General features: G+C 46.7%; 25 protein-coding genes. 13 read left to right on the forward strand and 12 right to left on the reverse strand.

The features are described 5' to 3' along the window. Positions 1-31 precede the first annotated feature (31 nt). From LZG72_RS02460 to LZG72_RS02495, 8 genes are all read left to right on the forward strand, one after another. Positions 32-505, forward strand: a complete 474-nt coding sequence (locus LZG72_RS02460; RefSeq protein ID WP_233867089.1) for a hypothetical protein — start codon at positions 32-34, stop codon at positions 503-505. Between the two features lie 125 nt (positions 506-630). Next, positions 631-1014 (forward strand): LytTR family DNA-binding domain-containing protein, encoded by a 384-nt coding sequence (locus LZG72_RS02465; protein ID WP_233867091.1) that lies wholly within the window; start codon positions 631-633, stop codon positions 1012-1014. 171 nt (positions 1015-1185) lie between these two features. Next, positions 1186-3582, forward strand: a complete 2397-nt coding sequence (locus LZG72_RS02470; protein WP_233867093.1) for a TonB-dependent receptor — start codon at positions 1186-1188, stop codon at positions 3580-3582. Positions 3583-3589: 7 nt separating this feature from the next. Then, positions 3590-4561, forward strand: coding sequence for a DUF4249 domain-containing protein (locus LZG72_RS02475; RefSeq protein WP_233867094.1), 972 nt, complete (start codon positions 3590-3592; stop codon positions 4559-4561). Positions 4562-4688: 127 nt separating this feature from the next. Continuing rightward, entirely contained in the window at positions 4689-6851 is a 2163-nt protein-coding gene (locus LZG72_RS02480) for a sialate O-acetylesterase (protein WP_233867095.1), read from the forward strand. Between the two features lies 1 nt (position 6852). After that, positions 6853-7539, forward strand: a complete 687-nt coding sequence (locus LZG72_RS02485; protein ID WP_233867096.1) for a GNAT family N-acetyltransferase — start codon at positions 6853-6855, stop codon at positions 7537-7539. A 79-nt stretch (positions 7540-7618) separates the two neighbouring features. Beyond that, complete coding sequence (locus tag LZG72_RS02490; RefSeq protein ID WP_233867097.1) at positions 7619-7804, forward strand: hypothetical protein; 186 nt, start codon at positions 7619-7621, stop codon at positions 7802-7804. 17 nt (positions 7805-7821) lie between these two features. Next, positions 7822-8292 carry an ankyrin repeat domain-containing protein gene (locus tag LZG72_RS02495; protein WP_233867099.1) on the forward strand — a complete coding sequence of 157 codons (471 nt, stop codon included), beginning with the start codon at positions 7822-7824 and terminating at the stop codon, positions 8290-8292. Positions 8293-8360: 68 nt separating this feature from the next. On the opposite strand, the gene LZG72_RS02500 is transcribed toward LZG72_RS02495, so the two are convergent. From LZG72_RS02500 to LZG72_RS02510, 3 genes are read right to left on the reverse strand one after another with little or no spacing between them, the layout of a single operon-like run. Further along, a complete protein-coding gene (locus LZG72_RS02500) occupies positions 8361-9653 on the reverse strand; it encodes an ATP-binding protein (RefSeq protein ID WP_233867102.1) in 1293 nt (430 codons plus the stop codon). A 3-nt stretch (positions 9654-9656) separates the two neighbouring features. After that, positions 9657-9812, reverse strand: a complete 156-nt coding sequence (locus LZG72_RS02505) for a circadian clock KaiB family protein (protein WP_310590539.1) — start codon at positions 9810-9812, stop codon at positions 9657-9659. Positions 9813-9831: 19 nt separating this feature from the next. Continuing rightward, complete coding sequence (locus LZG72_RS02510) at positions 9832-10245, reverse strand: response regulator (protein WP_233867108.1); 414 nt, start codon at positions 10243-10245, stop codon at positions 9832-9834. A gap of 147 nt (positions 10246-10392) precedes the next feature. Between LZG72_RS02510 and LZG72_RS02515 the strand changes: the two genes are divergently transcribed. Further along, positions 10393-11004, forward strand: coding sequence for a hypothetical protein (locus LZG72_RS02515; protein WP_233867111.1), 612 nt, complete (start codon positions 10393-10395; stop codon positions 11002-11004). On the opposite strand, the gene LZG72_RS02520 is transcribed toward LZG72_RS02515, so the two are convergent. Then, entirely contained in the window at positions 11001-12038 is a 1038-nt protein-coding gene (locus tag LZG72_RS02520; RefSeq protein ID WP_233867114.1) for an SDR family oxidoreductase, read from the reverse strand. The genes LZG72_RS02515 and LZG72_RS02520 overlap by 4 nt on opposite strands. A gap of 213 nt (positions 12039-12251) precedes the next feature. Here LZG72_RS02520 and LZG72_RS02525 point away from each other — a divergent pair, with 213 nt between their 5' ends. Together LZG72_RS02525 and LZG72_RS02530 are read left to right on the forward strand one after the other, a co-directional pair. Beyond that, positions 12252-13322 (forward strand): endonuclease/exonuclease/phosphatase family protein, encoded by a 1071-nt coding sequence (locus tag LZG72_RS02525; protein WP_233867118.1) that lies wholly within the window; start codon positions 12252-12254, stop codon positions 13320-13322. 124 nt (positions 13323-13446) lie between these two features. Beyond that, on the forward strand, positions 13447-14022 hold the full coding sequence (locus LZG72_RS02530) for a porin family protein (protein WP_233867121.1): 576 nt from the start codon (positions 13447-13449) through the stop codon (positions 14020-14022). Positions 14023-14079: 57 nt separating this feature from the next. Here the strand turns inward: LZG72_RS02530 and LZG72_RS02535 are convergent, their stop codons facing one another. From LZG72_RS02535 to LZG72_RS02570, 8 genes are all read right to left on the reverse strand, one after another. Next, complete coding sequence (locus LZG72_RS02535) at positions 14080-14877, reverse strand: LytTR family DNA-binding domain-containing protein (RefSeq protein WP_233867123.1); 798 nt, start codon at positions 14875-14877, stop codon at positions 14080-14082. Further along, on the reverse strand, positions 14874-15953 hold the full coding sequence (locus tag LZG72_RS02540; protein ID WP_233867126.1) for a sensor histidine kinase: 1080 nt from the start codon (positions 15951-15953) through the stop codon (positions 14874-14876). Before LZG72_RS02540 ends, LZG72_RS02535 begins: the two co-directional genes overlap by 4 nt. Next, entirely contained in the window at positions 15950-17056 is a 1107-nt protein-coding gene (locus LZG72_RS02545; protein WP_233867129.1) for a sensor histidine kinase, read from the reverse strand. Before LZG72_RS02545 ends, LZG72_RS02540 begins: the two co-directional genes overlap by 4 nt. Positions 17057-17176: 120 nt before the next feature. Further along, a complete protein-coding gene (locus LZG72_RS02550; protein WP_233867132.1) occupies positions 17177-19342 on the reverse strand; it encodes a PQQ-binding-like beta-propeller repeat protein in 2166 nt (721 codons plus the stop codon). A 67-nt stretch (positions 19343-19409) separates the two neighbouring features. Beyond that, complete coding sequence (locus tag LZG72_RS02555) at positions 19410-20930, reverse strand: glycoside hydrolase family 32 protein (protein WP_233867135.1); 1521 nt, start codon at positions 20928-20930, stop codon at positions 19410-19412. Between the two features lie 41 nt (positions 20931-20971). Beyond that, positions 20972-22999, reverse strand: coding sequence for a polyphosphate kinase 1 (ppk1, locus tag LZG72_RS02560; RefSeq protein WP_233867138.1), 2028 nt, complete (start codon positions 22997-22999; stop codon positions 20972-20974). An 82-nt stretch (positions 23000-23081) separates the two neighbouring features. Then, complete coding sequence (locus tag LZG72_RS02565; RefSeq protein WP_233867140.1) at positions 23082-23459, reverse strand: type II toxin-antitoxin system HigA family antitoxin; 378 nt, start codon at positions 23457-23459, stop codon at positions 23082-23084. Between the two features lie 3 nt (positions 23460-23462). Continuing rightward, entirely contained in the window at positions 23463-23768 is a 306-nt protein-coding gene (locus tag LZG72_RS02570) for a type II toxin-antitoxin system HigB family toxin (RefSeq protein WP_233867142.1), read from the reverse strand. A gap of 154 nt (positions 23769-23922) precedes the next feature. Between LZG72_RS02570 and LZG72_RS02575 the strand changes: the two genes are divergently transcribed. Next, positions 23923-24099, forward strand: a complete 177-nt coding sequence (locus tag LZG72_RS02575; protein ID WP_233867143.1) for a hypothetical protein — start codon at positions 23923-23925, stop codon at positions 24097-24099. A 183-nt stretch (positions 24100-24282) separates the two neighbouring features. Continuing rightward, positions 24283-26667: an ABC transporter permease gene (locus tag LZG72_RS02580; protein ID WP_233867144.1), complete on the forward strand. Its 2385-nt coding sequence runs from the start codon at positions 24283-24285 to the stop codon at positions 26665-26667. The last annotated feature ends 137 nt before the right edge of the window (positions 26668-26804 follow it).

The following is a 26804-nucleotide window of genomic DNA, read 5'->3' on the forward strand; positions in this document are numbered from 1 at the left end:
TTATTCGAAAGATCATCAACTTTTCACAGATATGAAACCTGAAATCAGAAGTCTCGCAGGTGGGCTCGCCGGGGCACTAGTCCTGAACCTTATTCACGAAACTGCCAAACGATTTTCAAGCAAAGCACCGAGAATCAATATGGTCGGCGAAGAAGCACTGACCAAATCACTGAATGCAGTGGGCGTGTCGGCTCCGACAGGAAATGCACTTTTCAATACTACACTGGCCGCTGACATTGCCAGTAACACCATGTATTACGCCATGATCGGGAAAGGGCCGAAAAAACATTTATTGCTGCGCGGTGCCGGTTATGGTCTGTTCGCCGGGCTGGGTGCAGTGGGACTTACCCAAAAGCTCGGACTAAGCGACAAACCGGTGACTAAAACCACCGAAACCAAAGTGATGACGGTCGCGTGGTATTTGCTGGGTGGACTTGCTGCCGCATTTGTAATCCAAAAGGTGGGTGAATTTGAAGATTCAAGAGGTGAAATTTTGTCGATCTGATAATTTCACCTGACAGGTGAATTAGCATGATTCAACCATAGAAAGTTACATTTCATACGGAATTTCATTTTATAGGACGAGGTGTTTGTGAATATTTGTTCATCAAAAAACCCAGTCATAGAAAAATGAAAACTTCCATTAGCCATGAATATCTGCCAGAACACGGGCAGGTAGTAAGATCAAATGAAACAAAAGTCATTACGGTATTTCACCTGGGTCGGCCGGTACTGGTCGAAGCCAGGGAAATAGCGTACCTGGAAGGTGTTGGTAATTATACATTTATATGCACAAAGCACAACCGCTACCTGCTCTCCAAATGCCTGCGGACCGTGCAGGAGATGCTGAATGCAGACTTTGTCCGGGTGCATAAATCGTTTACAGTGAACCGCACACACATACAAAGAAGAAATGCGGATAGCATTCAAATGCGCGGCGGTAAAAATATTCCTATTGCCCGCAGGAGGCTTGCCAGTACACATGAAGCTCTTTCCACAAGCCTAATCTTTTGATATCCTGGGGCTTCTGCCCGGGGCAAGAGATTTGAGCACAGCTTCCGGCTATTGCCGGAGGCTTTTTTTGCATCAGCTTCAATACAAATCCAAAATATTTATCTAATTGTTCATTTCATATACATAAAAATTGTAACCGGACGTTAACGTGTTTTAGCCCGACCCTTAAGTATGCGTAAAACACTCTACCAGTTACTACTCGTCACTTGCCTTCCGTTTTCACTTTTTGCCCAGCAGCACATTACCATCAGTGGTTTTGTGCGTGAAAAAGGGAGCATGGAATTGCTTCCGGGCGTGAATGTATACTTGCCCAACTCTACTACCGGGACCCTCACCAACACGTACGGTTTTTACTCGATTACCATCCCGAAATCGGACTCCGTTTCTGTTTCTTACTCTTTTGTAGGGTATGCAGGCCAGGAATTACGCATTCCGGCAACTGCGGATCAGCAGGTTAACGTCACACTTTCGGCAGCGAATCAACTTGACGAAGTCCTGGTGTCAGGCAGGCGGCAGGATGAGAAAGTGAGCGAATCGGTACAAATGAGCCAGATCGAAGTACCGATTGCCCAAATCAAAAAAATCCCTGCCTTTTTCGGGGAAAAGGATGTGATCCGGGTGTTGCAGCTGATGCCGGGAGTTCAGAAAGGAACGGAAGGGCAGACCGGATTATATGTGCGCGGCGGCGGGCCCGACCAGAACCTGATCATCCTGGATGATGCGGTCGTGTACAATGCGAGCCATCTTTTTGGTTTCTTTTCGGTATTCAACAGCGATGCACTGAAAAGCGTCGAACTTACAAAAGGCGGTTTTCCGGCCAGGTATGGCGGGCGGCTTTCCTCGGTTGTGGAGATGAATATGAAGGAAGGCAGCAAAGAAAAATTGCACGGAGAGGGTGGGATCGGGCTGATTTCATCGCGGCTTACACTAGAAGGTCCATTAGCCAGAAAAAAATCATCGTTCCTGATTTCGGCGAGACGTACATATATAGACGTTCTGGCGGCCCCGCTTATCGCGCAGCAGCAAACCGGATACAGTTCCAAAGTAAAGCCGGGATACTTTTTCTATGACCTGAATGCGAAGGTCAATTATGATTTTGGCCCGAAAAATAAGGTGTACCTCAGTGGCTATTTTGGGCAGGACCGGTTTCATATTCGTGAAAAAAGTGAGAATAGCGAAAACAGGTCGGGTCTGAACTGGGGTAATGCCACGGCAACCTTGCGCTGGAACCATTTGATCAATCAGAAACTATTTGTCAATACCTCACTGATTTACAGTCACTTCAATTTCAATATATTCTCCAATGACAAGGATTTTGAAAAAGGTCAGGTAGTAGATGAATTCAGTCTGAAATACAATAGTCTGATCCGCGATTACAGCCTCAAAACGGACTTTGATTATTACCTTAATGCAAAACATAGCATCAAGTTTGGGGCTCAGGTGACATCTCATCGCTTTGTTCCGTCGGCGCTCGCTCTTGAAGGTGATTTTACAGAAGAAGACATCGATATTCAGGCCCAACCCATCAATACGTTGGAAGCCGGGGCATATGTGGAAGATACCTGGCAACCATTTACGGCCTTAAAGTTGAACGCGGGTTTCCGGTTGAGCTTGTTCCAAACTAAAACAAAAACCTATGTTCGCCCCGAGCCGCGTTTTTCTGCCGCATGGAAGCTGGCAACAGACTTTTCCATGAAAGCATCGTATGCCAATATGAACCAGTATGTGCATCTGTTGAGCAATACCGGACTCGGGCTGCCTACGGATCTCTGGGTGCCAACCACCGACAAGGTAGCTCCGCAACAATCCAGTCAGGTAGCTTTCGGGTTTGCAAAAGACCTTCAAAAACCTGGTCTGGCGCTGACTCTGGAAGGTTATTACAAGAATATGAACAACATTATCAGCTATAAAGAAGGATCCTCTTTTATTAGTCTGGACGGGGATAATGCAAATGAACTGAATTGGGAAGATAATGTGACTTCTGGGAAAGGCTGGTCTTACGGGGCCGAATTTATGGTCCAGAAAAAGTCCGGGAAATTGTCGGGCTGGGTTGGATATACCTTATCCTGGACGAAATGGAAGTTTCCGGAGCTCAATTTCGGCGAAACGTTTTATCCTCGTTACGACCGGCGAAACGACATTTCCGTGGTCGGGATTTATGAGCTCAGCAAACGCATTACTTTATCTGCGACCTGGGTTTACGGCACGGGAAATGCGCTCACACTTCCGGTCTCGAAATATTCAACTTTTGGGAACCACTATGTGTCGAATCTGTTTGGTTACCCGGGCAGTTTCGGAAATGTGACCACTGAGTATGGCAAGAAGAATTCATTTCGCGCCGAACCATACCATCGGATGGACGTGGCGATCCAGTTTCACAAGAAAAAGAAACGTCATGAAAGAACCTGGGAGTTCGGACTTTACAATGCCTACAACCGGCGCAACCCATTTTTTTATAACCTCGATACGAAAGAAGATAAAAGTAATCCCGGCCAGCGTGTCAATGTGCTGACGCGCTACTCGCTTTTTCCGGTACTGCCTTCTTTTAGTTATAATTTCAAATTCTGATTCGAAAATGATTTTATTAAATGCTTCGAAGCGAACAGGTTATCAGTTTACCGGCTTCATTCTAATATGCCTGATATCGCTCACCGGCTGCGAAAGTCTCGTAAACGATCTGGGGCCGGATGAGCTTCCGAAAATTGAATCGCGGCTGGCTGTGGAATGCTACATTTCCCCTCAATCCGCCCGGCTGGAAGCGGTCGTTACCGAATCACAGCCACTTTTCGGGCGTGCAAGTTATGATGCTGTTTTTGTCAAAAATGCGGAAGTAATTTTGTCCGGGGATACGCAAAAAGTCCGGCTGGTTTACGACGACTCCACGACAAGGTACTATGCCGATACGAGTGCATTCAAAGTGGAGGCCGGTAAATCTTACACACTCACGGTTACCGACGGAAAGAGATCTGTGAGAGCCAGCACGACGGTTCCGGTAAAGCGACCAACAATTAAAAAATTTACAGTCAAAATTGTGCCGCTGGATTATTCACCTGATTCGATTGCGCAGATCCGTTTTTCATGGGAGGACATAAAAGGCGAAAGCAACTATTACACGGTGCGCGGATATGCCATTGCCGAGGAAACCGTGCCGCAATACAACAACGAAACAGGTGATATTATACCTTTCCGGCTTATTAACAGGTGGCCATTCTATTATCGGGACTGGAATACTTTCAATGACACCAATCTGGATGGGATCACTTACAATGCACCGGAATACAATGTGAGGATACCTCAAAAAAGAACGGTCAGTTATCTTGACAAAAACGGCGTTGCAAGGTCTTTCTACAATGATGCATTACTCCGCGAAGTGCGGGCCGAGGTACTGAACGTCGACGTAAACTATTACCGGTTCTACAATTCGCTGGATAATGCGGGTGGCGGAGATAATCCCTTCGTGGAGCCAACGCTAGTTTACACCAATATTGAGGGAGGCCTGGGTTGCTTTGGTTCCTATACGGTGACTAGTGCCACGATCAATCCCTGACCGTTTATCAATATTTTTATATCCGAAAACTAAAGGGGTACTGGAAACACGCTGTTAACTTGTACTTTTGCAATTCAGTCATCACTTGATTTCTGATAAAGTTTACCCAGTGCGAATTATACGTTTGATGCTTTACACCTTCTCTACCCTGCGTTTTTATTGGCTAACAGCCATATATAGCATTCTTGCTCTTTGTGCGTCGGCACAGATCCAGGTAACATTCCCATCAGAACGCGCCATTTTTCAGCGTCAGGCCGACGGGGCGGCAAATGTTTCGGTCAGTGGGGTTTATACCTCTGAATTGGATAAAATTGAGGCTCGCGCATTGCCAATCAACTCCGCACAAGGAAAAGAAGTACCGTGGACAACCCTCGAAAGTAACCCCAAAGGAGGCGTTTTTACAGGTTCTTTACCCATTCCCGGCGGCTGGTATTCACTGGAAGTACGGGGTGCGCTGGCTGGGAAGGTATCGGGAACCGATAAGATTTCGAAAATGGGAGTGGGGGAGGTTTTTATTATTTCCGGCCAATCCAATGCCCAGGGTGTAGACATCCGCAAAGAATTTCCGCTTCCGCCCGGAGCCAATGACGACCGCGTCAACTACATCAATTACAACAACGATTCTCAAAATAGCCTGAACGATCCGCCGGCGGCGGTTTTTGAACAATTACAATTGCAGGACAGTGTTCATATCCTCGGCCCGATCGGGCGTACCGCGTGGTGCTGGGGGATTCTGGGGGACCTTTTAGCCAAAAAACTAAATGTGCCCATTCTCTTTATCAATACGGCCTGGTCGGGAACTTCCATTCAAAATTGGGTTCTCAGCAGCCAGGGCCGCCCGACCACCAGCGTATATTCCGACACGTATTATTTCCCTGAACAAATGCCTTATGGGAATTTGAGAATGGCTGTGCAGCACTACGCGAGCCAATATGGGGCACGGACGATCCTTTGGATGCTGGGCGAATCCGACAATTTTCCCGTCAGAATGGGTTTCAATGAATTTAAATCCGACCTGGAAGCATTAATCAGAAAGCTTTCCTCCGATACCAATGCAAAAATTCCGTGGGTCGTTTCCCGAACTTCCAGGATCGCCGATAATAAAGGAGTATCGATCACAAGCCCGGATATCATTGCCGCGCAGAATGCGGTGATCAGGGATTTGAGCGATTTCACATTTGGCGGGCCCGAAACGGACGACTTGCCGATTACCCGTGTAGACGGTACGCATTTTTATGGAAACGAGGCCCTGAATGTGCTTGCAAATGCCTGGAATGACGTGCTTTCCGAGAGCTTTTTAAAAGGGATTACACCGATTAAAAGCAATCCGATCCCCAAAGTCACGATCAACTGCGAGCCGGGTAACAATTCAGTTTCACTGTCATTGCCGGAGCAATACAACAATTATGTATGGACGATTGAACAGAACGGAAATGTGCGCGAGGAGTCCGGCAAATCATTGCTCGTGTCTTCTCCGGGGACTTTTTCCGCGAAAGTGAAGGATCAGTTTGGTAACACGATACGTACCCAGCGGATCGTCATCAATTCCCGGATCAAACCGGCGGCGCCCGACCTCTCGCGAGCTGGTTTAATCCAGGTTTGTGCCGATTCGACGATAGTATTACATGTAAATGCAGGCGATGAAAGATATCGCTGGTATCATGCCGGAGGTACGGAACCGATCAAGACCGGCAGCACCATTGAAGTAAAAGAAACCGGTGATTTTGTAGTACGCGGTGAAAATGTGCTGGGATGCTTTTCAGATGATTCCCGGCCCGTTTCAGTGGTGGTTCAGAAGGAAGTTGCCAGGCCTGAAATTGAGAAAATCGGCCCATTTAACATTCGTGTGATCGCCGATCATTCGGATCCGAATGCGAGTGTGATCTGGACAAGAGACCAGGAAATTTTAACGACCCACAGAGATACCCTTCAAACGGATGTGCCCGGTTCATATTCGGCACGGGTGGGGAAAACTTTCACGATCGAGGACAATTCGCTTACTTGTTTTTCCGATGCTTCGAACGAGATACTGATCGGTTCCGAGCAAGTTTCCAATGTAGTCGTTTTCCCAAATCCCGCATATGACAGCGATATTTACATCGAATCGAAAGAGGACATGAATGAAGCTGAATTAATGGTTTATGATGTTTTTGGAAGAGTACTTTTCTCCCAAAAGCAAGTTGCCGGAAGACGTGCCAGAATCCCGGTCCGGGGTCTCAGTTCAGGCAGGTATATTATTCGAATCAAATCGGCTCAAATGGACATTAGCAAGCATATTATCGTGAAATAACATGGAAGATATTCTCGACAATCCGGCCTGGAATGCCCTGGCCTCCCATAACAATCCATTGGGATTCATTACCGAAACAGCCGCCTATTTTGATCCGGCTGTTTCGCCGTTTGTAGCCCTGTCTGCACCTACCCAAGCTTGTTTGAACGATTTATACCAAACCGTCCCGTTCGACGACGACGTAGTTCTGGTAAGTAATGCGAAGCTGGCGATCGAAGGTTTATGGGAAAAAGTAATCCGGATCGATGGTTTCCAGATGATCTACCGCGGACCGGAAAGACCGGTAGTGGACGGTCCTGAGCCAGTTCAACTTGGTAAACAGTTCGTACCCCGGATGCTTGCATTGACGAAGCTCACAAACCCGGGCCCATTTCTTCCTAAAACAATAAACTTTGGGCATTATGAAGGCATTTTTGAAGGCGACCAGCTCATCGCAATGGCGGGTCAGCGTCTTCATTTAAATGGCTTTGCCGAAATCAGCGCAGTCTGCACGCACCCCGATCATTTGGGAAAAGGATATGCCCGCCGGCTTCTTCTCCGGCAGGTCAACCGCATTCAGGAAGCTTCCGAAACTCCATTTTTACACGCGAAAGCAGATAACACCCGTGCTATCGGCGTGTACGAATCGCTGGGTTTTGAGATCCGTACCGAGATTTTCTTTTATATCTTAAGTAAGAGCACGAAGTAAATCATATCCTCTTCCTTTAACTGCTGGCGCGGGTTTTTTAGGCAAGAAGAAAACACGAACCGTACAGTATTTTACCAGAATGAACACCACGAAGACGTTCAAATCCAAAGACGACGAAACAGTTACATACCATTTCTCGCTGGACGAGGTGGAAGATATTATCCCCGATGCGGACATGCGTTTCAGTCTTGTTATCCTTAAAAGTGGCGAAAAGCACTTTGTATGGGGACTTGAAAAAGAAATTTGGGATGAATTGAAAAGCTAGCTAAACCAAATTCAAGAATGGAAAATTATGATCATGTCATTATTCACGCTGCGAGACTTGGAAATGTGCCCGTTTTACAAGAATTAATAGACCTGAAAACGGACGTGAATGCGCGTGACGAGAAAGGTTATACTCCATTAATCATCGCATGCTACAACAACCGGTTTGAAGCGGCCGAACTTTTAGTGAAATCGGGGGCTGATGTCAATGCAGCGGACTATGGCGGCAATACCGCTTTAATGGGCGTGTCTTTTAAAGGTTATGAGGACATTGCCGAATTGCTGATCGAACATGGCGCGGATCTCAATCTTCAGCATGGAAACGGGGGCACTGCACTGATGTTTGCTGCGATGTTCGGGCGCAATAACCTTGTACGTTTGCTGGTCCGCCATGGTGCCGACACTACTATGCTGGATACCAGAGGATTATCCGTGATCGACCTGGCCATTCAACAGGGAAACGAAGAAGCTGTTCAGATTTTATCCTGAAAATATGGTTAAGTAATGCATTCTCCCCAAAGGAATGCACATCCGGTGCGAGATATACGTTACCTGCGTTATTGATTTTGCCGTGTTAACGGCAGTTGAATGATGAACCTGGCGCCTCTGCCTTCGGCTCCCGATGCCGAAATCTTTCCGTTGTGTTTGTCAATTATTTTTTTGGAGATAGCCAGCCCGATCCCTGAGCCTTCGAACAGATCTTTCGTATTCAGTCTTTCGAACAGGGAGAATATTTTTTCCTTATAAAGGTTGTCAAACCCGATCCCATTGTCCTCAAAAACAATCCAGCAGGTGTTTTGAACATCATAGTCTTCGGATTGCAGGTCTGTATCTTCTGGTTTTACAGTACCGATACGAATCACAGGGGCAACACCAGGCTGTGAAAATTTCAACGCATTGCTGATCAGGTTCTGGAAAACTTGCCGGATCTGGCCTTTATTGACTTCCGCCTTCGGCAGTTCGTCTACAATCACCTTGGCATCTTTTTCCCTGATCGCGATCTCGAAATCTTCCAGTATTTCCGTAACGATCTTCGTGAGATCGGTTACCTCATACTGACTGCCCGTTTTCGACAAGCTTGAATAGTTCAGAACGTCCGTGATCATCGTTCGCATCCGGTTGGACGACGCGATCACTTTCGAAACATAACTGGCATTTTCCGCATTGTGTTCCTCCTGGAATTTCAGTTTGAGAAGCGACGAATAAATTAAAATTTTTCTCAGTGGTTCCTGCAAATCGTGCGATGCCACCGACGCGAACTGCTGAAGATCGTGGTTACTCAGTTCCAGATCGCGGTTGATCTTTTCCAGGCGCTCGTTACCAAGTTTGAGCAGAGACTGCGTTTCTTTCTGAAATGTCAGGTCTGTGACGATCACGCTCAACGAAACACCTTCATCCAGGTCGAGCGCGGCGACGGAAAGCTGGCAAGGTATCAACTGATCTTCTCTCCGCAGTTCCAGTTCCACTTTGCGATCTCCCAGCCAGCCATTCCTGAAAGTCTCCTGATATGAGTCTCTCAAATGCTCAGGGATAAAAGATTCAAAAGGAAGCCCCGTAACCTGCGATAACGGCATATTGACCATGGATGCAAACTTGGAATTACAGTACAGGATAATGCCTTCCTCATTCAGGGTTACGGCCCCTTCACTCATTTTTTCAATAAAAAGCCGGTAAGTCTGGTCCGCCGTTTTGAGTGTAAAAAGCTGATGGCCACCACTTCCGTCCTGCACAACCAGCGCGTCGACCTGCCCGGTACGGATCGCGTCGATCGTTTCCATTGCTTCTTCAAGTCGTTGCTGCAGACGTTCATTCTCGCGCAGCAGCTCTTCGTAATTTCCCTGATCTGCCATGACTTACCTTGAAATTCCCAATCCCTTAAGTACCTTTTCTGTGTCAGACATATCACCGATCATTCGTTTATTAGGCAGAGGAGAGAGTTTGACCAGGAGAGGCAACGCAATGATCTGCTCGATTTCCGCCAGTTCCCTTTGTTGATATACACTGTCTATTTTTTAGTGGAAGTTACGTTTACTTTTTGTTTATCGGGATATCAAATTCACTGCAGATCTGTTTTGCCAGATCAAGAAAATCCTCAAACGTAGAAGGCTTGATGGAAAATTTGGTAATCCCGGCATTCCGTGCCTTGCCGACCAGCCATTCGTCCGAAGAAGTCGACATCATCAGAATCGGAATGTTATCCAACTTATCATCTAACCTGATTTGTTTCACCGTGTCCAGCCCATTCAGGCGCGGCATATTCATGTCCACGATGACGAGCGTTTGATCCCAATGCTCCTTGCTTTTCAACTCACGGATGAGTACGGTACCGTCCGGAACTTCGATGTATTTCAATTGATCGTTTAAAGCCGAAAGAGCCTGTATCAAGAAATACCGATCGTCCTGATCGTCATCTGCTATGAAAATGGTTATTTCAACACCCATGAGGGAATACTTAAATCAGCGTTTCGTTGTGCCTGTTCTCCTTGCTGTCAATATAAATCATATGATACTATTTTTATGCCATGGCATAATTTTGTACAAGCGGGGATTTTTTCGATATCGCAATTTTACGAACAACTCGATTTAACCATGGCTGAAAAAAATGTAACCGGTGCCGTTCCCGAAAATGTGGATGGTAAAGTGATCAATGCTGAAAGCGACAGGAAACTCTCAGATATAAAGAGCGCAGAAGCCTTATATGCTCTCGCAAAACAACGTTTGCTGAATGTAAACAACTGGAACAACCTTGCGTCCAACTTACTGGCCAGTTTTCAGCTGACCGATCAGAACGGGGCTCCGGTTACGGGGCAGGTTTTAAAAGGAAACTACTTCAAAATCGACATTCCAGGGCCGGGCAGCGTGGCGGGCGAGGGCTTTGACTGGGTACTGGTAGAGGAAGTTGAAACATTTGAATCCACTGATTTACAAAGTATTGCAATCCGGGTCCGGCCTTCCGCCAATCCAACATCCGACAAACAGGATATCGCACACTTTTATACCGACGATTCAACGAGCACGTTCACCGTTACACGTGAAATGCAGAAAGTGACTGCGGGTGTTTACGACCGCAATATCAAAGTCAACACCGATTCGGGCCAGTCAGTCGACCTGGTACGAAATGCGCTGGTGGGTTCTGTCGGGCGGCTGGTTTTTTCCAAAGTTCAATGGAAAGTCCTCACCGACGCACTCGTCGGGGATTAGTGTTCATTGAATTTCAATGCAGCTTCGTCGCTCATATCGGCGATGATTCCGTGTGATTTCTCAGATTCACTCTCATGTCCAGATTTTTCCTCACGGTTGTTACTTTCTGGTAAAAAGCGATTTGCAAATTCCATGACGGATTCGACGGCGCCTGGCAGGATCCCGTGCAAGGCGACTGCTACTTTGGCGGTCAGCGTTAAGGTTACGTTCCGGGCGCCATTCTGCAATCCCGAGATAATTTCCTTTGCTGCGTCGTCGGCATGCTGGGAAAGGAGAGGTGAAGATGCGGAAGTTTTGAACCAGGCATATTCGGCTTCATGACCGCCTTTAACAGTAATGTTCCTCGGGCTGCCTGTACGCATCAGGTTGGGGATTACCGTGGTCACATGAATGTTGTCTTTTTTAAGTTCAGCTCCAAGTCCCTCCGAAAGACCTACCATCGCGAATTTGCTTACACTATAAGGAAGCATGTGGGGCACTGCGATTTTCCCGCCGATTGAACAAATATTTGCGATCCTTCCCACACCCTGGCTTTTGAAGTGCGGAATCGCCGCTTTGATCATATACAATGCAGACCATAAATTAGAATCCGCGACTTTCTTGTAATCCTCAACCTCCATGGTATTCTCAGGCCCAACAAGCATGGTACCCGCATTGTTGATCAGTACGTCGAGCTGGCCGAAATGGGTGATTGCCGCCTGCACCACCTGGTTCGCCTCCTGCTGAACGGTCAGGTCGGCGCGGATGGTGAGCACTTCAACTCCTTTTTCCTGAAACTCTGTTTCTGCGAGTTGGAGTTGTTGGGCATTGCGTGAACATAGTACCAGTTTGCAGCCTTTATCGGCAAGCAGTCTTGCCATAGCCAATCCTAATCCCCGAGCTCCGCCGGTAATGAGTACCACTTTGCCTTCCAGTTCGTATCTGGTAATATGTTGATAAATAGATCTTACCGCTGTAAAAGCACCAATCCCAAGTGAAGTCCACAGGGCGGTTTTTAATGATAAAATATCGTTCGACTGTTCTTTGTTTTCCATAACTCTTCTGATTTAGCATTTGATGTGAAGAAGCTGAGTTTAATAAAATCACACCAGTGAGGAGCGTGTACCGGCATAGCTTTGTGCAAATACGGGTTGACGGCAAGTAAGTTAGGCTGAACGTATAGTGAAACCTCCCGCAACGTATACAATTGAATGCTGGCGTGATTTTTATGCTGAATGGATTAGTATTTAAACCACAAACCCATTCAGATGCCCGCATTCAAACTCTTTCTTGAAATCTCAGGAGTATGCATCGTATTATTTTCCATTGTTTCCATCATTAAAAGTGATTACTGGGCGTTCCGGGTTTTTGAGTACCCGCGGTTGCAAAAGTTGTTTGTTAATCTGGTCATCATCATTATATACTCATTTCAGTTTCAGATAGAAACACCATTGGAACGCGCGTTTATCGGGGTTCTCATCGCCAATGCAGGTTACCTCATTTTCCAGATCTATCCGTTTACTTTTTTTGCTAAAAAGGTCATTTTTAAAACAGATCACGCAGACGTTTCCAACCAGGTACGGATTGTGTCTTCCAATGTTTTTCAGGATAACCGCAATACGGCAGGCTGCCTGAAAACGGTACAAAAAAACGATCCCGACATTATTCTGCTTTTGGAAACCGACCAGTTCTGGTATAAAGGAACCGCGGCTTTGAAAGAAACATATCCGCATCAGGTTCTCGTACCATTGGAAAATACGTATGGAATGCTGCTTTATTCAAGGCTGGAACTGGTTGATGCCGAAGTCCGGTATCTCGTGGACGAGGAAATTCCGTCGATTAAGACAAAGGTAAGACTTCCCTCCGGCGAGATGTTCGATCTGTATTGCGTGCATCCGACGCCGCCGGTCCCCGGCGAAAACCTGTATTCGACCGAACGTGATAAAGAGTTGTTGCTGGTTGCCAAAGAAGTGAAAGCCAGCAACCTGCCCTCCATTGTAATCGGCGACCTGAACGATGTCGCTTGGTCCTATACGACGAACCTGTTTACCAAGATCAGCGGACTTCTGGATCCGAGGATCGGGCGCGGATTTTACAACACATTTCATGCTAAAATCCCTTTTCTCCGCTTCCCGCTCGACCACGTATTCTGCTCGACCGACTTCAAACTCGTCTCGCTTGCGCGGCTGGAAAACTTTTCGTCCGATCATTTTCCCATACTAATTACACTCCAGTACGAAAAGCTGGCGAGCGCGGAACAGGAGGCGCCGGAACCTGAAATAGAAGATATCGAACTGGCCGAAGAAAAGATTAATAAGGATACGGAATCGCTAAGTTGAGCTAATGCAAAATGTGCGGACGAAGCACGACGGATGTGCTACCCGGCATGGATTTTGTAACTGGAAAGATACGTAAGTCATCATTTACGGACTTTAACGTTCCACATTTAAATTTTTAAAAAGCATGAAAAAATTACTAGTAGTGGCTGGGTTGCTTCTGTCCGTTGCAACCGTAAACGCGCAATCATTTAGCATTGGTCCGAAGGCAGGTTTGAACATCAGCAATTATACGGGTGGGAATATTGAGTCGGATGCATTGGTGGGGTATCATTTAGGTGGTATTATCAATTATGGTTTTGGGAAGGTTTTTTCGATACAGCCAGAAGTACTTTTTTCAACACAAGGCGCAAAAGTGGAGAACAATGGCGCAAGATCTGACTTTAAGATCAGCTACGTTACGATTCCGGTAATGCTGAAATTTAAAGCAAATGGTGGCTTTTACTTTGAATTTGGCCCGCAGGTAGGTTTCAGAACGTCTTCGAACATTCCGGATCAGACGATCAACAATTTTGCCAAAAACCTTGATCTGGCAGCCGGCGCAGGCATCGGTTACCAGTCCCCGATCGGGCTCGGAGTAGGTGTGCGGTATATAGCCGGGTTATCCAAGGTAGGAAATTTTTCGGGACCGGGTATCGATCCTGACTTCAAGAACAGTGTGATCCAGGCGAGTATTTTCTGGGCCATTCCATTGGTTAAGTAAATCACAGGCAAATATTTAAGAAAGTGACTGGAGGGATTTTTCCCTCCTTTTTTTGTTTTACTTTCCCATCCATTTCCGAAAATCATTCGATTTTTCACGGCTCACAATTACCTCTTTTTCAAAAGCCGGTTTTAAGGTCAGCGCAAGCCTGTTGTTATAGTAAGGTTGGATCTGGGTCACGGCGTGGTGGGTGACGATCATGCCGCGGTTTACTCTGAAGAAATTTGCCGGGTCGAGAAATTGCTCGATCTCGTCCATCCGGTAATCGACTACGAACTTTTGTCCCTGGTGATTTTTGAAAAAACTGATACTTTCCTCCGTAAAAAAGAATGCGATATCAGTCACTTCAATGGAAAGCATTTTTGCGCCTTGCTTCACCAGGAAACGCTTGCGGTGGTCAGGTGCCGGCTGATGGAATTTAAGGTTTTGCAGAATGCTTTCCAGGTTTGCCGAAAGCTCGGAACTGCGGTTGTTTTTCTGCATTCCGGTTAGGTCGTAAAATTTCCGGATGCTTCTCTGCAGATCTTCCTGCTGCACGGGTTTCAGCAGATAATCAATGCTGCTAACCTTAAATGCCTGCAATGCATACTCGTCATAAGAAGTTGTAAAAATGACCGTACTCCGGATCTCTATGCGATTAAATATTTCAAAACTCTGACCATCAGCCAGTTCAATATCCATAAAAATCAAATCAGGCTCGTTTTCGCCGTTATTGCGATTTGAGGCAATCCAGTCCACAGTTGCCGCGATGCTCGGCGTAACCGCCCGGATTACGAATTCGGGAGCGGTTTCTTCCAGGAGCTTGGTCAGTTTACGGACGGCTAGTTTTTCATCCTCGACAATTAAAATATTCATTGGTTTTCGGTTTTTTCGTTCAGCAACGGAAGCATGATTTTAAACTGTTCGGTTCCGGCATAAATGACCGGTTGTTTATCGGATAGTAAGCTGTATTTGGCATAAATGTTCGCGAGCCCGAGTTTGGTGGATTTTACCGGAGTCGATTTTTCCACTACATTATTACAGACTTCCAGCACATCATTTTCGGCGGACCTGATGTGGATGTACAAAGGATTGTTTTCCAGGATCGCATTGTGCTTTACCGCATTTTCCACCAAAAGCTGCAAGGTGAGCGGTGGAATGAACTTGTCGAGATCGGCTTCATTCACTTTAATAAGCAGCTCAACGCCCTGATCGTATCTTGTTTTTAACAGGTGAAAATAGGATCGGATAAACTTCAGTTCCGTCGAGAGTGTGGTCAGCCCATCCTGGTTATTTTGCAAAAGATACCGGTATACCTGCGCCATTTCATCCACGAATTGCTCCGCCCGTTTCGGTTCATCGGTAATCAATGCGGAGAGTGTGTTGAGGCTGTTGAATAAAAAATGCGGGCTTACCTGACTTTTAAGACTCTGGAGCTGGCCCTGCATTCCCGCTTTGCGAATGGCTTCTTTATTGACCTTAATCTCTTTCCACTTTTTCAAAGAATAATTTCCTTCATACAAAGCGGTAAGAATAAGTACCGCGACGGTTTCAAACAAATACACATTGATCATCTTGCCCGCGTCCAGTTCGGCATTCAATGGTTTAAAATAAATGATCAAAAACCCATAAACTGAAACGTAAATAATAGTCAGTATCCAGAATGTGACGGCAGTATAAATGCTGCGCCGCAACGTGGAATGCAGCGACGGATACTTTGAGGCAATGTATTGCGCCGCCCAGTCGTGGGGCACAAATGCGAGGATGGTCATGACCAGTACCATGCCCATTCCGAGGAAAAAGTTGGAGAAGCTGGCAAAAAACGGGTCACCGATCAGCAGGTAACTGATCGTCGGCACGAACCAGGGTACCAGTAATGCAAACATCCAGCGTCCAAAAAGGCTCAGCCAGATCAATTGACCGATTCTGTCAAATCTTAATGCACGGGTCATGTGTAAATCAAAGGCAAAATGACTGAAAAATGAGAACCGGCTTCCTTAACCTGAATTTTCCCCGCCTGATTGAACAGGAACTTGTAACGCGAGATCAGCGCAGCCAGCCCCGCCTCTCCGTGCGACATGCTCACAATGCGTTTCTGCAGACTGTTGGTAACCTGCAGCTGGCCTGTTTGTGTTGTTTTTATCTCAATTTCCAGCGGACGATCCGCCGATACTACATTGTGTTTCACTGCATTATCGATCAGGATTTGTAAAGTGAGCGGGGCGAGCTCGCCGGTGAGATATGCCTCCGCGACATGGATCGAAAAGTGAATGCCGGTTTCATATCTGGTTTCCAACAGGTAAATGTAGGATCTGACAAAACGCAGCTCCGCATCGAGCGTTACCAGGTCATTTTCCTTGTCCGGCCCATACACGTTCAACAGGTACCGATATACTTTCGACATTTCGTCCACAAACTTTTCGGCAGTGGACGGTGCCTCGGAAATGAGTACAGACAACGAATTCAGGCAGTTGAAAAGGAAGTGAGGGTTTACCTGTTGCTTCACCGCGTCCAGTTCCGTCTGCAGTTGCTTCTGTTCCATCTGATTCAATTCCTGCAGATCGATTTTCCATTGACTGAATGCAAAAACGAGCTCGGTCAGGCCCGCTGCGGTGAGCGAGCCCCCAATAATCCCGAAACCCGACCAAAGCGCGGGTGTCAACTGAAATGTATAGCCGAATAAATGAGCTTGATTATAGATCGCCAGCGCAGTAAAAAAAGCGACGATGTTCACCGTTGCAAACATTAAAAACCACGACAAAACCCGTTTAACGGACTGGTTAGGTTCCGGATAAATCATTGCTACGGCCCGGGCAAACTTGCTGTTGACCAGGTAGGAGACCAGGCAAATTGCCAGGTTAAAAAGATTTCCGGCGACGAAAATACGGGCATTTGAAAAATATCTACTGCCCCAAATGATATTCCCGGCCAGCGGCAAAACGCCAGCCAGCACCAGTGCGAAAACCGAAAGTGTGACCCGGTTGTATTTTCCGGAAGCAGGATTGTTATAGAAGGACAAAAATTGTGCTGTCGTCATGTGATCTTTCTGATCCATAAAGTTAGCTCAGAATCGGATTGGCGGCTATGGCACTTCACTGAACAGTAAGTAACCGTCGTTCAATTGTCATTTTACCTCATTCAATCCGGTTCATCGGTTGATCGCGATTGAAGAGAGTCAGGGTAATTTAAATGCCATAATGAAGCCGGAAGGATTCTCTTTCGTACCGCCGACCGACAATGCGACATATTGCTTGCCGCCGCTCAGATAGGTGCATGCAGTTGCATTAGCTACGCCGGGCAGCTCCGTTTTCCAAAGCAGCTTGCCCGTTTTTTTGTCGAATGCACGAAGTTTTTTGTCGTTGGTACCGCTCATGAAAACCAGTCCGCCAGCAGTTACGATCGGTCCGGCAGAACCTTCCTGACCGGTTTCAGGGCCATTTTTACCTTGTCTTTTTTCATCATTACCAACCGTTACCTGCCATTCGTATTCACCGGTTGTCAGGTTTACCGCACTTAATGTTCCCCACGGAGGCCGCAATGCTGGATTACCGTCCGGGTCGCGGAAGTGGCCATAGGCAGTGAGATTCAGGTATTTGTCTGCCCCGGCTTTGGTTTTTCCGGTTTCGAATTTGGTTACCGTAATTGCGCTTTGCTGCTCTCTTTCGTACAAAAAGGCGGTGATCGCCTTCTCTTTTCCTTTGACAATGCTTGCAAATGCCGGCATTTTTCCCGCCCCTTTCTTAATCTTGTCCAAGGCTGCTTCGCGTGTGATCCGGTTCCGCAAACCGATCAGTGAGGGGTAAGTCGGCTCGTCCCCATTTTTGTCTTTTCCATGACAAGCCACACAATAGGTCATATAAAGCGATTTACCCTGCTGAAAAACCGACATATTCTTCGATTCTTCTTCCAGATCGACCTTCTTCATCGACTGAATTTCCGGTGAATCGTTGGATTTTATAAATAAGACACTTGTTTTTGGGTCAAATGCCGCGCCTCCCCATTCTGCGCCGCCGCGGGTGCCGGGCAGCATTAACGTTCCTTTCAGGTCCGGCGGGGTAAAAAGACCTTCGTATCGCATGGACCGGTATTTTTTGACGATCGAATCTCGGCCCGCGTCGGTGTAATGCGTCAGGTCGGCCTCGGACATATATTGCCGGGCAAAAGGCTTTGGTTTTAATGGAAAAGGCTGGGTTGGCCAGGCTTCTTCGCCGGGAATGTTGGAAGCTGGTACTTTGCGCTCTTCAATCGGGAAAAGGGGCTCGCCGGTTTCACGGTTAAAAACGAATATGAAACCGTGTTTGGAAACCTGCGCGACCGCATCAATTTTTTGGCCGTTTTTCTCAACCGTTACGAGGTTAGGCGGGCAGGGGAGATCATAATCCCAAAGATCGTGGTGCACCGTTTGAAAGTGCCAGATGTGTTTTCCGGTGGCTGCGTCCAACGCCACCACGCTGTTTCCATACAAATTTTGACCCTTCCGGTCGGCACCATAAAAGTCATAAGTAGGTGAGCCTGTTGCCAGAAATACCATTCCCCGTTTTAGATCCACGCTCATCCCGCCCCAGTCATTTGCGCCTCCCGCGTATTTGTAGGCATCTTTCGGCCAGGTTTCATAACCCGGTTCGCCGGGTAACGGAATGGTATGGAACGTCCACACCAGCTTGCCGGTCCTGCAATGATAGGCACGGATGTAGCCGGGTTGCGCACCGTATAATTCAGAGACTTCGGCGCCCATGATCAGCAAATCCTTGTAAACGATCCCCGGTGAAGTTGGAATCACAGAAATCGTTTCGGGGTCATCTCTTAACCCCACGTTCATGCTCACTTTTCCATTCTTGCCAAAATCCGCGATCGGTTTTCCGGTTTTGATATCCAATGCAAAAAGGTTATCCCCGCCGGTGACCAGGATCCGTTCTCCCCTACGGTCATCTTCCCAATAAGTCAATCCGCGACTTACCCCGCCACCTTCCGCTCCCGAAAATGGGTCAAACGACCAGATTTGCTCGCCCGTAGATGCATTCACCGCATACACCCAATGCTTTGCCGAAGTCGCATACATCACTCCATCGACAATGATTGGGTTGCATTCCGAGTTCCCGGGACGGGAACCATCTTTCATGTCTTTCAATGCAAAAGTCCAGGCGGGCTGCAGCTGCGTAACATTACCGGTATTGACCTGATCGAGCGGCGAATAGCTGGTACTATGTGAATCGGCCTTGTACACGCTCCATGTCCGACCTTCTTCTTTTGTAGTCTGGTAAGCGACTAGTGCAATAAAGGAAATGATGGCGATCAATGCGCCACAATGATTGGTAAGAAGGCGGGTTTCGGGTTTTTTCATGCCAGGGTATAAGAGCTTCGCAGATTAACTTAGCGTTTATTTGCCGGCCAGCAGACGTTACATCGCGTCATTTCTGCCCCATAGATGGTTTTAATCCGGTATATTTCAAATTGTCCAGCGTAATCCCGGAAACGGATTTGATCGTCAATTGCGACATTGGTTCATCGGGGAAAAAGATGTCCGTCATTATCGTAAGCCCGTGATCAGCAAAGAGCTCGATTGAAGCTACGTCGGCGATCAGCGTAATGTCCATGTACGCATCTTTCGAAAACCGTGGAGCAGAATGTTTTACGCCAAAGCCTTTTTCGAAATCGATCTTCCCAGACTTTGAACGGTCCGTATAATATTGATTTGAAGCTTTATCATAGCCGATTACCATTTCGTTGCCTGCTTTATTGGCAAGTGTAATGGAGAAATCGCCCACACTTTTTGTATCAAAATCCAGGCGGAAAAGACCGGTTGTATTTTTGGTTTTACCGGTCAGGTCAAGCTCACCTTTTACATTTACATTTTTTTGAGAAAAACCTGTGGTGTTTAATGCATTCAATTCTTTTACCGGCAGGGAGGTAAGGTAAATCTCTCGGCCAACCGATTTCAAACCCAGGTCGCGGGCAACCGTATTGGCACTTCTCCAGGGATCGGTCGGAACCTGGTTGGCATATTGCCAGTTACTCATCCAGCCCATTAAAACGCGGCGGTTACCCGTGTTCGAAAACGTGACCGCGGCGTAGTTATCGGCGCCAAAGTCCAGCCATTTTGTTTCTTTGGAATAAGCTTTAAAGTCTTTTCCATCAAAATCACCCAGAAAATATTGTCCCGCAGAACCTTTGTTCGGCCCGCCAGGATTGATGTTTACGATCAAAACCCAGACTTCTTTTCCATTATGCATAATCGGAAACAAGTCGGGACATTCCCAAACGCCGCCATGTGAACCGGCATCGACGCCGAATTCACTCTCACGGGTCCAGTCTTTCAGGTTTGGGGATGAGTAAAATGTGATGCGGTCTTTTGTCGCCAGGGTCATCATCCACTTTTTCTGAGGCTCGTACCAGCTCACTTTCGGGTCGCGGAAATCAGTAATGCCAGGGTTCGGGATCACCGGATTGCCACTGTATTTGGTCCAGTTCTTTCCGTCGTCCAGACTATATGCAATGCTCTGGGTTTCGTGTTTCCCGGTTTTTTGCTTTTCAAGGACAGGATCGTGATGTGTAAAAATCGCCACCAGCGGCGCTTTTCCATCTTTTCCAAAACCAGACGTGTTTTTTGCATCCACCACCGCGCTTCCCGAAAATATGTAACCCAGACTGTCCGGGTACAAAGCGATCGGCTGCTCCTGCCAGGAAACCAAATCCTTGCTGGTAGCATGGCCCCAATGCATCGGCCCCCAGATCTTATCGTTGGGATAATATTGATAAAACAGGTGGTAAATTCCATTATGAAAAACCATCCCGTTCGGATCGTTCATCCAGTTGGCTTTAGGTGAAAAGTGGAACTGAGGCCTGTATTTATCGCTCAATTTCTGGGCTTTGATGTGCGTTGAAACCAGAAAAGCAGCAAACAGGAATGCGGTAGTAAAGGCTTTGCTCATATTGTTCGGTTTGTTTAATGAGTTCTGGATCAATGCGGTAATCAATGATCTGAGGAAGCAGATCCGGATAAATACTGGTAAATGGCTTCCTGCGATGCAACGCCTTTTTCGGATTGATCGAACCGCTTATTGGTAAGATTCCGGTCGATCAGGACTGCTTTCGCGGTATCCTCCATTTGGAGCGAAATGAGGTGCATGAGTTCGTGCTTTAAATTGTCATCGTAGATCGGGAAACATACTTCAATGCGGCGGTAAATGTTCCGGTTCATCCAATCGGTCGAGCCCATAAAAATTTCCGGTGCGCCATTGTTATGGAAGATGAAAACCCGGCCGTGTTCCAGGTAGCGGTCCACGATCCTTCTCACGGTAATGTGTTCACTCTGAGTAGGTAATCCCGGTACGATCCGGCAAATGCTTCTGACGATCAGATTGATTTGCACCCCCGCATTGGAAGCTTCATACAATTTAGAGATCATCACTTCCTCTTCCAGGTTGTTCAGCTTGATGGTAATTCCGCTCGGCAATCCCTGATTTGCATGGGCAATTTCGCGATCGATCAGTGCTAAAAAGCGGGTCTGAAGATTAAATTGTGCCACAAGCAAGTGTTGAAATGGGATTACATCGGTGATCTCAGGTTTCTTCTTTTTTCTCAGAAATAAAAACAACCTTTCAGATTCGGCCAGCATGGGTTGGTTCGCTGTTAAAAGCACATGATCGGTATAAAACCGGGCGGTACTTTCATTCAGGTTTCCGGTTGCAAACAAGCCCAGAAACGGCAGCGTTTCGTGTTTGCGTTTGACTAATGCCAGTTTTGCGTGAATTTTCAGCGCATTCACGCTATGCACAATTTTTACACCGGCCGACTTCATTTTTTTGCCCCAATGAATGTTGTTGGCTTCGTCAAACCGCGCTTTTAATTCCAGCAAAACCGTTACCTGTTTTCCATTACGCGCCGCACTGATCAGCGCCAGCGCAATCTTCGAATCGTGCGCTACCCGGTACATCGTCGTGTAAATCTCCTGGACGGTCGGATCGATTGCAGCTTCATTGAAAAAACGGAGCACGGTATCGTAACGCTGGTAGGGTGGGTGCACCAGTATATCGCGATCCGCGAGTTTTTCAAACAACGTATTTGTTTGATTATCAGACTTTAATGGATTTACAGCATCCCGGCGAGGATAAGAAAGTGAGGCGTCCCAAATGGGCAGCGAGGCGAGGTCTTTCAGGTTGTGATGTTCCCCGCCTGCCACTACCGAGGTACTTTTCAGGTCCAGGGTATCAATGATGTTTTTTAAATGACGCGGGGGCAAACCGGGCTGGTATAAAAATCGCGTGGCATATCCCAAATCACGTTTGTTGAGCTGTTTTTCGAACTTTTCAGTGATATCTTCTCCATCTTCATCCACAAGATCAAGCTCGGCATCACGTGTGACTTTTATGTTATAAGCTTGTATGTTGACCGCCGTTGGGAAAAGACTTTTCAGGTTTTGTTTGATGATATCTTCCAAAAAAAGAATGTAATCCTGGTTTTCGGATCTGACCTTATAGAACCGGCTGATGTGGTTGGTAGGTACATTCACCAGTGCAAGACGTTCCCCGCCGGGTTCGAGATTGAGAATTACAGCCAGATAGAGCATATTATTTTCCGGAAAAACAACATTGCCGCTATCCAGAAAAACAGGCTGCATCAAACCTGCGACCTGGGAAAAAAAGTATTCGTTGACGCGGGGAAGCAGGATATCGGGAATCTTTTCGCGATAGCAAAAATGAAATCCCAATGTATCTAACTCAGGAATAATGGAGTTGACCAACACTTCCCCGTAGCGGTTCTGCTGAATGTCAATAATGGACGACGCTTGTTCGAAAATACGGTCACTTTGCGCCCCGCCCGCTTTTTTTTGCAAAACCGGCATGCGGACCCGGTAAAATTCGTCCAGGTTAGAAGAGTAAATGGAGAGGAACCGGATCCGCTCCATCAAAGGCAGCGACTGGTCCTCGGCCTCCATTAATACCCGTTCATTAAAGGAAAGCCAACTGATGTCGCGATCAAAAAAGCGGTATTCGGCCATGTTTCGGAGATTGGTGCACTAAAATAGTTCTTATTCCGAAATCATGCTGCGTTTAATTCAATTCCCTCACCACTGAAGAATTTCAGGCGTTATCCAGCAAAAAGCCGGGATCCACACCAAGTTTTTGGTAAACCGCTTTCAAAAATGAAACATCCGGCTCGCGTTTGCCATTCAGGATCTGCGAAAGTTTTGGTTTCCCCAGGCCCAACATGTCAGCCAGCGCCGCCTGCGTTAATTTGAGCTGAAAGCGCCGGAGCTCAACCATTTCGGGGATGGTTTTGGGTTTTGGGAGCGGATAGTGATTGTCTTCAAACTCTTCCGCGGCAACTGCCATTTTCCGCAGTTTCCATTCTTCGTTTTTGGAAAGATTGCCTTCTCCCTTGTTCATCAGCGAGAAGATTTCCTTCATCGCTTCTGTATATTCGACCTCACTTGTATATGTGATCTTATCTTCTTTCATAACCTAGTTCTTAGGAGTAACCGTTGATGCATTTACCTTATCATATTCAGCATGTGTACCTATAAAAACGATGTAAATGGTCCTTACATTAAAATGAATTTTGGCAATCAGGCGGTAATCATTGCCTTTAATATTGAATACATACCGGTCATTTCCAACAGAATCGACGGAGGCAAAAGTCCGTTTAACCTCTGCGAAATTGGACCAATCTGCCGCTTTTGAATGCTTGTACCAATTGAGGAGTGCGTCGGTTGAACGCGGCTCTGTTTCTGAAAAAGCATTAATGATCCGTTTGGAAAGAATAACCATAGGCGAGTGTGTGATACATACACAAAGGTGAATATAAATTTCTGTTTATGAAATAGCGTTTCAATATTTGAAATTAGCATTTTTCATTCGGTCGCCAGATAATCTCAGGCACGGTTTTATATGTAACCGTTGTAAATTCAACTTCATCAACAAAATGAAAACACAAGAAAACAACACAGGAAACGAATCGATCGACGTTTTAGGGGATCTATACATGGAAAACACAAACCCATTTCAGCGGAATGCATCCTTTCAGGGTGAATCCAAAACTTCAAAGCCCGGGAAACGGCCAAGGATACTTAAACCACTTTATTCCGTTCGTTTATCCTGAACGTTAAAACAGAGGCTGCCAGGGTAGCCTCTGTTTTAGTTTTAACGACTTAGTACGCTTCCGTACACGAATGTTCGGATCCGAACAAAAAAAATCTCCAAATCTTTTGTAACTAACTGAAATTTCGGTAGTTACCACGAGGCATAATAGTTGCAGCGACGTTTTAACCCTAATGATCACGTCATGCTAAAAAACTACCTCGTTCTCGCATTCCGCAATCTCGTAAAAGACAAGTTTTATAGTTTCATCAACATCCTCGGCCTCACCATCGGTGTGACTTGTGGTATGTTGTTATTTCTGTACGTCTCAGATGAGCTGAGCTATGACCGTTATCATGAGAAAGCAGACCGGATTTACCGCATCGTATCTTATATCAGAGAACCGGATAAAATCAATAAATGGGTGAGTACCCAGCCGCCACTGGTAAAAACCTTGAAGCAGGATTACCCGTTTGTGGAGAGTTATGCGCGGTTTTTCGGCAATGGACGCGTGATGTTCAGACTTGGGGAAAAGCGGTTTTATGAGGAAGATATCTATTCGAGCGACTCGACGGTTTTTGATATTTTCACCCACAAATTCCTGGAAGGTGACCCCAAGATAGCGCTCGACCAACCCGGCAGCATCGTACTGACCGAGAAAGTAGCGAAACGGTTTTTCGGAAACGGCAACGCATTGGGGCAGGTTTTGAGGACGGACGACAGCACTTCGTATAAGGTTACAGGTGTGATCGAGGATGTGCCTAAAAATTCGCATTTCACTTTTAATGCATTGATGTCACTCAACCCGAATCAGCGTAATGCGGACGGTTGGGGCGGGTTTTACATCAACAGCTACCTGCTTCTTTCTCAAAACGCCGACATCAAAAAGCTGGAAGCTGGCTTTCCACAGCTATATGAAAAATACATGTCGTCCATTTTCAAGAGAATGGGCATTCACATTACCTATCAAATGCAGCCGCTGACAAGCATTCACCTGCATTCACAATTTGATGGAGAGACAAACGGCAATATCGGCTATGTGTATACTTTTAGTGCGATTGCTTTCTTTATGTTGCTGATAGCCAGCATTAATTACATGAACCTTGCAACTGCGCAATCAGCCCGCCGGGCGAAAGAAGTGGGGTTACGCAAAGTAATGGGTTCACTGAAAGGCGCCTTGATCGCCCAATTCCTTACTGAATCTGTACTGATCACCATGATCTCGCTTGTGTCCAGTTTGGTCCTGGTGGCCGCATTACTACCTTTTTTCAATACCGTTTCGGGAAAAGAAATTGGCTACCTCGAATTGCTCACGCCTAAATTCCTGTTGATCGGTTTGTTCATTGTGGTATTTACCGGCTTGATCAGTGGGAGTTATCCGGCATTTTATTTGTCAGCGTTTGAACCGGCCGAAGTTCTGAAAGGCTCATTTAAAGCACGCGGTGGCGCTTTTTTCAGAAAAGCATTGGTTGTCACGCAGTTTTCGATATCAATGGTCATGCTGATCTGCACCTGGATCGTGTACCAGCAGCTGAACTACATGCGGAGCAAAGACATGGGTTACGACCGGGAGCAGGTACTAACCATCAATTACCAGGGAAACCGGTCACCGGACAAGTATAATGCATTCCGAAAATACCTGATCGACAATCCAAACATTGAAAGTGTGGCGTCGGCTTCTTCTCCCGTGAGCAACATTGGCGGCCGGATTATTTTTACCGTCGAATCCAGTACAGGTATGAAGGAAATGGCATTTAAACCGACGCAGGTCGACCATGACTATGTGAAAACGATGGGGATGAAAATCGTGAACGGACGTGATTTTTCACTGGATTTTCCGGCCGACACAAGCAATGGCGTACTGATCAACGAGGCAGTAGTAAAACGGATGAACTGGAAAGAGCCGATTGGCAAGAAGGTGATGCTGGGAACGGTTTCGCCGGACGGGAAAAACAATCCGCCAACCGCGCAGGTCGTCGGCGTGGTGAGGGACTTTCACCAGCAGTCACTTTATAATCCGATCGAGCCGCTTATTATGGTTTACCAGCGCGCTAACCCAGTAATTCACATTAAAATCAAAACAAAAAATACAAAAGAAACACTTGGTTTCATTGGTCAGAAATGGGCGGAAATTTATCCGGACCGGTTGTTTGAATACCGTTTTCTGGACCAGGATTTCGAATCGGCTTATGAGGCCGACGAGTTGCGCGGGAAGATTTTTACCGCATTCTCCGCATTAACCATCCTGATCGCGTGCCTCGGGCTTTTTGGTCTGGCCACTTTCACAACAGAACAGAGAGTGAAGGAGATCGGCGTCAGGAAGGTACTCGGCGGTTCCGTTTCGAGTGTGGTTTTGTTGTTATCGAAAGACTTCACCCGACTGGTTTTGTTCTCATTCCCGATCGCTATTCCCGTTGCCTATTTTTCAATGGATAAATGGCTGCAAAGTTTCCCATATAAGGCGGGCATCAGTCCCTGGATCTTTGTGGGTGCCTGTATTGTGACCCTTGTGATCTGCTGGTTGACGGTTATTTATCAGTCACTTAAAGCCGCGCTCGCTAATCCGGTGAAGTCGCTTCGTTCTGAATAATTGATTCCGTGGCAGGCAGTACTATGATGACAAGAAGTGGTGCCTCGATTTGCCCTCAATTTATTGGAAAAAAACACTTACCGTATCCTTCGGAAAAGTGAAGATCTCTGGTTCGGGAAACGCCAGCCCGAAAAAAT

The organism is Dyadobacter sp. CY323 (assembly GCF_021390245.1).
Lineage (GTDB): Bacteria > Bacteroidota > Bacteroidia > Cytophagales > Spirosomataceae > Dyadobacter.

Excerpts from the sequence above, each read along its gene's own strand:
- LZG72_RS02515 (WP_233867111.1), top strand. The coding sequence starts at position 10,393 with ATGGCTGAAAAAAATGTAACCGGTGCCGTTCCCGAAAATGTGGATGGT.
- LZG72_RS02550 (WP_233867132.1), bottom strand. The coding sequence starts at position 19,342 with ATGAAAAAACCCGAAACCCGCCTTCTTACCAATCATTGTGGCGCATTG.
- LZG72_RS02490 (WP_233867097.1), top strand. The coding sequence starts at position 7,619 with ATGAACACCACGAAGACGTTCAAATCCAAAGACGACGAAACAGTTACA.
- LZG72_RS02570 (WP_233867142.1), bottom strand. The coding sequence starts at position 23,768 with ATGGTTATTCTTTCCAAACGGATCATTAATGCTTTTTCAGAAACAGAG.
- LZG72_RS02495 (WP_233867099.1), top strand. The coding sequence starts at position 7,822 with ATGGAAAATTATGATCATGTCATTATTCACGCTGCGAGACTTGGAAAT.
- LZG72_RS02510 (WP_233867108.1), bottom strand. The coding sequence starts at position 10,245 with ATGGGTGTTGAAATAACCATTTTCATAGCAGATGACGATCAGGACGAT.
- LZG72_RS02565 (WP_233867140.1), bottom strand. The coding sequence starts at position 23,459 with ATGAAAGAAGATAAGATCACATATACAAGTGAGGTCGAATATACAGAA.
- LZG72_RS02525 (WP_233867118.1), top strand. The coding sequence starts at position 12,252 with ATGCCCGCATTCAAACTCTTTCTTGAAATCTCAGGAGTATGCATCGTA.
- LZG72_RS02575 (WP_233867143.1), top strand. The coding sequence starts at position 23,923 with ATGAAAACACAAGAAAACAACACAGGAAACGAATCGATCGACGTTTTA.
- LZG72_RS02475 (WP_233867094.1), top strand. The coding sequence starts at position 3,590 with ATGATTTTATTAAATGCTTCGAAGCGAACAGGTTATCAGTTTACCGGC.
- ppk1 (WP_233867138.1), bottom strand. The coding sequence starts at position 22,999 with ATGGCCGAATACCGCTTTTTTGATCGCGACATCAGTTGGCTTTCCTTT.
- LZG72_RS02555 (WP_233867135.1), bottom strand. The coding sequence starts at position 20,930 with ATGAGCAAAGCCTTTACTACCGCATTCCTGTTTGCTGCTTTTCTGGTT.
- LZG72_RS02460 (WP_233867089.1), top strand. The coding sequence starts at position 32 with ATGAAACCTGAAATCAGAAGTCTCGCAGGTGGGCTCGCCGGGGCACTA.
- LZG72_RS02470 (WP_233867093.1), top strand. The coding sequence starts at position 1,186 with ATGCGTAAAACACTCTACCAGTTACTACTCGTCACTTGCCTTCCGTTT.
- LZG72_RS02580 (WP_233867144.1), top strand. The coding sequence starts at position 24,283 with ATGCTAAAAAACTACCTCGTTCTCGCATTCCGCAATCTCGTAAAAGAC.
- LZG72_RS02500 (WP_233867102.1), bottom strand. The coding sequence starts at position 9,653 with ATGGCAGATCAGGGAAATTACGAAGAGCTGCTGCGCGAGAATGAACGT.
- LZG72_RS02485 (WP_233867096.1), top strand. The coding sequence starts at position 6,853 with ATGGAAGATATTCTCGACAATCCGGCCTGGAATGCCCTGGCCTCCCAT.
- LZG72_RS02535 (WP_233867123.1), bottom strand. The coding sequence starts at position 14,877 with ATGAATATTTTAATTGTCGAGGATGAAAAACTAGCCGTCCGTAAACTG.
- LZG72_RS02530 (WP_233867121.1), top strand. The coding sequence starts at position 13,447 with ATGAAAAAATTACTAGTAGTGGCTGGGTTGCTTCTGTCCGTTGCAACC.
- LZG72_RS02540 (WP_233867126.1), bottom strand. The coding sequence starts at position 15,953 with ATGACCCGTGCATTAAGATTTGACAGAATCGGTCAATTGATCTGGCTG.
- LZG72_RS02465 (WP_233867091.1), top strand. The coding sequence starts at position 631 with ATGAAAACTTCCATTAGCCATGAATATCTGCCAGAACACGGGCAGGTA.
- LZG72_RS02520 (WP_233867114.1), bottom strand. The coding sequence starts at position 12,038 with ATGGAAAACAAAGAACAGTCGAACGATATTTTATCATTAAAAACCGCC.
- LZG72_RS02545 (WP_233867129.1), bottom strand. The coding sequence starts at position 17,056 with ATGGATCAGAAAGATCACATGACGACAGCACAATTTTTGTCCTTCTAT.
- LZG72_RS02480 (WP_233867095.1), top strand. The coding sequence starts at position 4,689 with ATGCTTTACACCTTCTCTACCCTGCGTTTTTATTGGCTAACAGCCATA.